The organism is Corynebacterium sp., assembly GCF_012837295.1.
Lineage (GTDB): Bacteria > Actinomycetota > Actinomycetes > Mycobacteriales > Mycobacteriaceae > Corynebacterium.
In genome coordinates, this window is record NZ_DURI01000026.1 from 1 (window position 1) to 6,959 (window position 6,959).

At 66.9% G+C, this 6,959-nt stretch carries 5 protein-coding genes; 4 read left to right on the plus strand and 1 reads right to left on the minus strand.

Translation table 11 applies throughout. The annotated features are described in order from the left end of the window. The first annotated feature begins 27 nt into the window (after positions 1-27). From nrdF to GX015_RS00745, 4 genes are all read left to right on the plus strand, one after another. The gene (gene nrdF, locus GX015_RS00730) at positions 28-972 is read left to right on the plus strand and encodes a class 1b ribonucleoside-diphosphate reductase subunit beta (RefSeq protein ID WP_291342049.1); all 945 of its coding nucleotides are present in this window, start codon (positions 28-30) and stop codon (positions 970-972) included. Positions 973-1,367: 395 nt separating this feature from the next. Then, the gene (gene ctaD / locus GX015_RS00735) at positions 1,368-3,068 is read left to right on the plus strand and encodes a cytochrome c oxidase subunit I (protein WP_291342045.1); all 1,701 of its coding nucleotides are present in this window, start codon (positions 1,368-1,370) and stop codon (positions 3,066-3,068) included. Positions 3,069-3,210: 142 nt separating this feature from the next. Continuing rightward, positions 3,211-4,506, plus strand: coding sequence for a phosphoserine phosphatase SerB (gene serB, locus GX015_RS00740; RefSeq protein WP_291342046.1), 1,296 nt, complete (start codon positions 3,211-3,213; stop codon positions 4,504-4,506). Next, a complete protein-coding gene (locus GX015_RS00745) occupies positions 4,503-5,363 on the plus strand; it encodes a peptidyl-tRNA hydrolase (protein ID WP_291342048.1) in 861 nt (286 codons plus the stop codon). The genes serB and GX015_RS00745 overlap by 4 nt, the downstream gene beginning before the upstream one ends. Here the strand turns inward: GX015_RS00745 and GX015_RS00750 are convergent. Next, positions 5,360-6,943 (minus strand): AMP-binding protein, encoded by a 1,584-nt coding sequence (locus GX015_RS00750; protein WP_291342051.1) that lies wholly within the window; start codon positions 6,941-6,943, stop codon positions 5,360-5,362. The two genes, GX015_RS00745 and GX015_RS00750, sit on opposite strands and share 4 nt — an antisense overlap. Positions 6,944-6,959 lie beyond the last annotated feature (16 nt).

A 6,959-nucleotide genomic window follows, 5' to 3' on the forward strand; every position in this document is an offset into this window, starting at 1 on the left:
AAGCACCCCGAGGCCCGCGAGTGCCCGGTGGCGGCCATCGACTGGAACACCATCCCGGATGACAAGGACTCCGAGGTCTGGGACCGGCTGACCGGAAACTTCTGGCTGCCGGAAAAGGTGCCGCTGTCGAACGACATCAAGAGCTGGAACACGCTCAACGAGCTCGAGCAGCGCACGACCATGCGCGTGTTCACCGGCCTGACCATGCTGGACACCATCCAGGGCACCGTCGGCGCCGTGTCGCTGCTGCCGGATGCGCTGACGTCCCACGAGGAGGCGGTGTACACCAACATCGCGTTCATGGAGTCGGTGCACGCGAAGTCGTACTCGTCGATCTTCCAGACGCTGGCGTCGACGCCGGAGATCAACGACGCGTTCCGCTGGGCCGAGGAGAACGAGCACCTGCAGCGCAAGGCGAAGATCATCCTCGACTACTACGAGGGCGACGATCCGCAGAAGAAGAAGGTCGCCTCCGTCATCCTGGAGTCCTTCCTCTTCTACTCGGGCTTCTACCTGCCCATGTACTGGTCGTCGCACGCGAAGCTGACGAACACGGCCGACATCATCCGCCTGATCATCCGCGACGAGGCCGTCCACGGCTACTACATCGGGTACAAGTACCAGAAGAATCTGGAGCGCCTGTCCGAGGAGGAGCGCGAGGAGCTGAAGGACTACACCTTCGATCTGCTGCTCGACCTCTACGACAACGAGATCCAGTACACCGAGGACATGTACGACGAGCTCGGCTGGACCGAGGACGTCAAGCGCTTCCTGCGCTACAACGCCAACAAGGCGCTGAACAACCTCGGCTACGAGGGCATCTTCCCGGCCGACGAGTGCAAGGTGTCCCCGGCGATCCTGTCGGCCCTGAGCCCCAACGCCGACGAGAACCATGACTTCTTCTCGGGCGCCGGCTCGTCCTACGTGATGGGCAAGGCGGAGAGCACCGAGGACGAGGACTGGGACTTCTAGTTCCCTTCGCTTCACGACGATCCCGGCGCCCCTCATGGGGCGCCGGGATCGTGCTGTGCATCACCCCGCGCGAACGACGTGAACCACCGCTCACCGGGAACTTTTGGCGGGGGTGGAGCGGGGGAGACGGGGCCCCGAGAGCTGCAAATCTCATGTTTTCGACGCATCGTCGCTGCTTAAGGGAATTCTCAGCAATTTCCGCGCGGCCCAACAGGACCTGCGCATACCCCCCTCCCCATCGGTGGCCTTAACATTTTCACAGGTCGGGGTTAGACTCGGCCAGGTACCGCGAGGTGGACTCGCATAAACGTGTCCACCTCCTCTAACATCTAGGCAGCAACAAATCTTTGATGACCCTGTGAGTAACACGGGGAATCGCGTAGTCAGGAGGAAGAATGACTGCAGTAGCGCCTCGCCCCGACCACGACGTGGTCGCGGCAGAACGGCCGGAGCCGTTCGGGCACGAGCGTAAGGGCAGCTGGGCGTGGGAAATGCTGACCACGACCGATCACAAGAAGCTGGGCATCATGTACATCATCATGAGCTTCTCCTTCTTCTTCGTGGGCGGTCTCATGGCTCTGCTCATCCGCGCCGAGCTGTTCCAGCCGGGCCTTCAGTTCCTGTCCAATGAGCAGTTCAACCAGCTCTTCACCATGCACGGCACGGTGATGCTGCTGCTGTTCGGCACCCCGATCGTCTGGGGCTTCGCCAACTACATCCTGCCGCTGCAGATCGGCGCGCCGGACGTGGCCTTCCCGCGTCTGAACGCCTTCGGCTTCTGGCTGACCACCATCGGCGGCATCCTGATGCTGTCGGGCTTCCTGACCCCGGGCGGTGCGGCCGACTTCGGTTGGACCATGTACTCCCCGCTGTCGGACTCCATCCACTCTCCGGGCGTCGGCTCTGACCTGTGGATCGTCGGCGTCGGCGTCGGCGGCGTGGGCACCATCGCCTCCGCCATCAACATGACCACCACCGTCCTGTGCCTCCGTGCGCCGGGCATGACCATGTTCCGCATGCCGATCTTCACCTGGAACATCCTGGTGACCTCGATCCTGGCCCTGCTGATCTTCCCGATCCTGACCGCCGCCGCCCTCGGCGTGCTGTACGACCGCAAGCTGGGCGGCCACATCTACGACCCGGCCAACGGTGGCGCCATCATGTGGCAGCACCTGTTCTGGTTCTTCGGCCACCCCGAGGTCTACGTTCTGCTGCTGCCGTTCGTCGGCATCATCACCGAGGTCATCCCGGTGTTCTCCCGTAAGCCGCTGTTCGGCTACGCGGGCATGGTCTTCGCGACCCTGTCCATCGCCGGCCTGTCCATGGCCGTCTGGGCGCACCACATGTTCGTCACCGGTGCGGTCCTGCTGCCGTTCTTCTCCTTCATGACGTTCCTGATCTCGGTCCCGACCGGCGTGAAGTTCTTCAACTGGCTGGGCACCATGTGGCGCGGCCACCTGACGTTCGAGACCCCGATGACCTTCGCGCTGGGCTTCATCGTCACCTTCCTGTTCGGTGGCCTGACCGGCATCATGCTGGCCGCCCCGCCGCTGGACTTCCACATCTCGGACACCTACTTCGTGGTGGCGCACTTCCACTACACCCTGTTCGGCACCCTGGTGTTCGCTTCCTACTCCGGCGTGTACTTCTGGTTCCCGAAGATGACCGGCCGCATGCTGGACGAGAAGCTGGGCCACATCCACTTCTGGCTCACCTTCGTCGGCTTCAACCTGACGTTCCTGGTGCAGCACTGGCTGGGCAACGAGGGCATGCCGCGCCGTTACGCGGACTACCTCGAGTCCGACGGCTTCACCACGCTGAACATGATCTCCACCGTCGGCGCCGCAATCCTGGGCGTCTCGGTCCTGCCGTTCATCTGGAACATCTTCAAGTCCTGGCGTTACGGCGAGGTCGTCACGGTCGACGACCCGTGGGGCTACGGCAACTCCCTCGAGTGGGCCACCTCCTGCCCGCCGCCGCGCCACAACTTCGCCGCCATGCCGCGCATCCGCTCCGAGCGCCCTGCGTTCGAGCTGCACTACCCGCACATGGTCGAGCGCATGCGCGCCGAGGCTCACGTCGGCCGTCAGCTCTAAGGTGACCAAGCTGCACTAGACTACGCGTCACGAAGAAAGGCCCCCGCTGGTTCCTCCCGGCGGGGGCCTTCGTCGTGCCTGAAAACCCCTTTCACCGGCCCCGGAGTCGAGTACCCGGGCCGGGCATGGGATAATCGTCGGCGTGCAGAACAAGGTTGAGGTACCCGGAGCCCCCGAAGCCGTCGCGCCCGAACTGGAGACCGTGACCCTGCCCGAGGGCCTCGTGCCCGCGGTGGTCACCGCCACCGGCCCGGACCGCCCCGGCGTGTCCGCGTCGTTCTTCCGGGTGCTCGCCGCGCATGGCGCGCAGGTGCTGGACGTCGAGCAGTCGCTGTTCCGCTCCCGGCTGTCCCTCGGCGCGCTGGTCGGCGTCAAGCCCGAACGCCTCGAGGTGATGGCCGATGGCCTCGCCGGCACCTTGAAGGGCCACGGCATGACCGTGGAGGTGTCGACCGCCGGCGTGGAATCCACCCGCCATGCGTCGTCGCACGCGGTGGTGGTGCTGGGCAATCCGCTCACGGCCGAGGACATCGCCCGCATCGGCCAGACGCTGGCCGACTACGGGGCGAACATCGACACCATCCGCGGCATCGCCGACTACCCGGTCACCGGCCTGGAGCTGAAGGTGTCGCTGCCGGATCCGAAGCCCGGCGCCGGCGTCCCGGTGCGCAAGGCGCTGGCGGAGCTTGCGCTGTCCCAGAAGATCGACATCGCCATCGAGCGCGACGGCCTGCAGCGTCGCTCGAAGCGCCTCATTTGCTTCGACGTCGACTCCACCTTGATCACCGGCGAGGTCATCGAGATGCTCGCCGCCCACGCCGGCCGCGAGGCGGAGGTCGCCGCCGTGACGGAGCGCGCCATGCGCGGGGAGCTCGACTTCGCCGAGTCGCTCCACGAGCGCGTCAAGGCCTTGGCGGGCCTGCCGGAGTCGGTTTTGCAGGAGGTTTCCGACGCCATCGTGCTGACCCCTGGGGCGCGAACCACCATCCGAACCCTCAAGCGCCTCGGCTACAAGGCCGGCGCGGTGTCGGGCGGTTTCATCCAGATCCTCGAGCCGCTGGCGAAGGAGCTGGAGCTGGACTTCTACCGGGCCAACACGCTGGAGATCGTCGACGGGAAGCTGACGGGCCGGGTCATCGGCGACGTCATCGACCGCCAGGAGAAGGCCCGCAGCCTCAAGCGCTTCGCGGAGGAGAACGGCCTGCAGATGCATCAGACCGTCGCGGTGGGCGACGGCGCCAACGACATCGACATGCTGTCGGTCGCCGGCCTGGGCATCGCCTTCAACGCCAAGCCGGCGCTGAAGGAGGTCGCGGATACCTCGGTGAACACGCCGTTCCTGGATGAGGTGCTGTTCATCCTCGGCGTCTCCCGCGACGAAATTGATTACGCCGACCGCGAGGACGGTTCGTTCCGCCGGGTCCCCCTCGAGCAGTGAGTTCGCTTTACGACGACTCGGCCGCGGCCCCGTCCGCCGTGCCCGCGTGGTTCGCCGACGCGCATGCGGCGCTTCCGCAGCCGCATGACCGTGATCCCGGCGAGGACGTGCCATGGTCGATGCCGATCGTGCTGCACATCCCGAAGCCGGAGCGCCCGGCCCGCACGCCGCTGCTCGAGGCGGCGGCGAAGGCCGTCGTGGCGGCGTGCCTGGATGAGCGGGCGGGCGATCCGGAAGGGATCGCCGACTCCGAGGACCCCGAGGACTCGGCTACGTCCGGGAACACGGCCTTCGATCCCGCCACCGCTCCCGATGCCCGATACTCCCGGAACCTGCGCAGCTGGTACGGGGAGCGCATCCGCAAGATCGCCCGTCGTGCGCGCGGCACCCAGTGGGAGCGCGTCCAATCGCTGCCGGGCGTGACCGTCTCCGTCGCCGGGGCGTCGGCCCGTGCACTGGTGCCCGCGCCGGTGGGGGAGGAGGACCGGCTCGTCGCAAAGCTGCAGATCGGCGGGACGGAACTGCCTCACGACGCCGCCCCGGGCGCGCCGGATGAGACGACGCCGATCATCTGGGTCGACGCCGATCTCGGGATGACCGTGGGCAAGGCCGCCGCGCAGGTGGGCCACGGTTCGATGCTGCTGGCCGCGGTGCTGGGCGAGGGGCCCGCGTGGCGGTGGGCCCGGGACGGTTTCCCGCTGCAGGTGCGGGAAGTGCCGCGCGACGAGCTTCCCGGCGCGCCGGCCGCCGACGTGGTCGTCGTCGACGCGGGGTTCACCGAAATCGCGCCCGGCTCCGCGACGGTGATGGTCACGGGCGGACGCTACTCGGGAGGCGGGGCCGGGGCCGGGGCCTAGACCCGGGCGGCCTCCATGGCCTTGAGGTCCTTGCGCAGGATCTTGCCGGTCGCCGACTTCGGGATGGCCTCCATGAACTCCACGGCGCGGACCTTCTTGTACGGGGCGACGCGCTGCCCGACGTACTCCATGACGTCGTCGGCGGAGAGCTCGGCGCCCGCCTGCGGCACGACGTAGGCCTTGGGGATCTCCTCGCCGTCGCGGTCGAAGACGCCGGAGCAGGCGGCGTCGGCGATGTCCGGGTGGCCCAGCAGGACGGCCTCCAGTTCGGCGGGCGCGACCTGGTAGCCCTTGTACTTGATCAGCTCCTTGAGGCGGTCGACGATGTAGGTGTTGCCGTGTTCGTCGAGCTCCGCCATGTCGCCGGTGCGCAGCCAGCCGCCGTCGACGATGGTCTGGTTCGTCGCCTCCTCGTTGTTGAGGTAGCCGAGCATGACCTGCGGGCCGCGGACCCACAGTTCGCCGGCGGCCGAGTGGCCCGACTCGGGCACGGGGATCTCGGCCAGATCGTCGGAGTCGACGTCGACGAGCTTGAACTCGGTGTTGCACACCGCGGTGCCGATGGAGTTCAGCGGCGAGCCGTCGCCGACGCGCAGGTGCGAGACGGGGGACAGTTCCGTCATGCCGTAGCCCTGGACCATGTCCATGTTCAAGCGCTGCTCGACCTGCAGCGCCAGCTCTTCCTTCAACGAGGCCGCGCCGGAGAGCATGGTCTTCATCGACGACGTGTCGTACTCGTCGACCATCGGGTGCTTGGCCAGCGCCACCGCGATCGGCGGTGCGATGAACGCGAAGTTGGCCTTGTGGTCCTGGATGATCTCCAGGAAGTCGCCGAGGTCGAACTTGGACATGGTGTACTGCGTCGCACGCAGGCGCAGCAGCAGGTTGAGCAGCGCGTTCATGCCGTAGATGTGGAAGAACGGCAGCGGGGTCACGGCGATGGTGTCGGAGCCGAGGACCGTCGGGGTGCCGTCGGCGACCTGGACCAGGTTGGCGATGAGGTTGGTGTGCGAGAGCATGACGCCCTTCGGCACGCCGGTGGTGCCGGAGGAGAACGGGATCACCGCGACGTCGGTGGACGGGTCGATGTCTTGCTCCGGAGCGGGGTGGCCCTCGGCGAGCATCTCCGCGATGCCGTGGACGCCGGTCAAGCCGACCACCTGGTCCTCGGTGAAGCCGGCGTTTTCGGCGCCGTGCGTGCCCGCCCAGCCGATCGCGGAGGTGGTCAGGATCATCTTCGCGCCGGATGCGGTCAGTTGCTTGGCGACGTCCTCGGCCGTGGCGAGCGTGGCCACGGTCGTGACGGTGGCGTTGGCGCGCAGAATGCCGTGGTAGGCCACGGCAAAGGTCGTGGAGTTCGGGCAGTGCAGCGCGACGACGTCGCCCTTGCCGATGCCCCGGTGCGCCAGTGCGCCGGCGAACGCCTCAATCATCGACTTCAATTCGGAGTACGTCGTGGTCGCACCGGAGTCGACGAAGGCGACCTTGTCGGCGAACTCCGGGGCGATGTCGCCGAATACGTAGTCGAAGATCGACTCGTCCGGGATGATGGCGTCGGGCCTCGGGCTGGTCTGCGGCATGTTTTCCTCCACGTGT

Bases quoted from the DNA above. Each gene is read 5' to 3' on its own strand.
- GX015_RS00750 (WP_291342051.1), bottom strand. From the start codon at position 6,943: ATGCCGCAGACCAGCCCGAGGCCCGACGCCATCATCCCGGACGAGTCG.
- ctaD (WP_291342045.1), top strand. From the start codon at position 1,368: ATGACTGCAGTAGCGCCTCGCCCCGACCACGACGTGGTCGCGGCAGAA.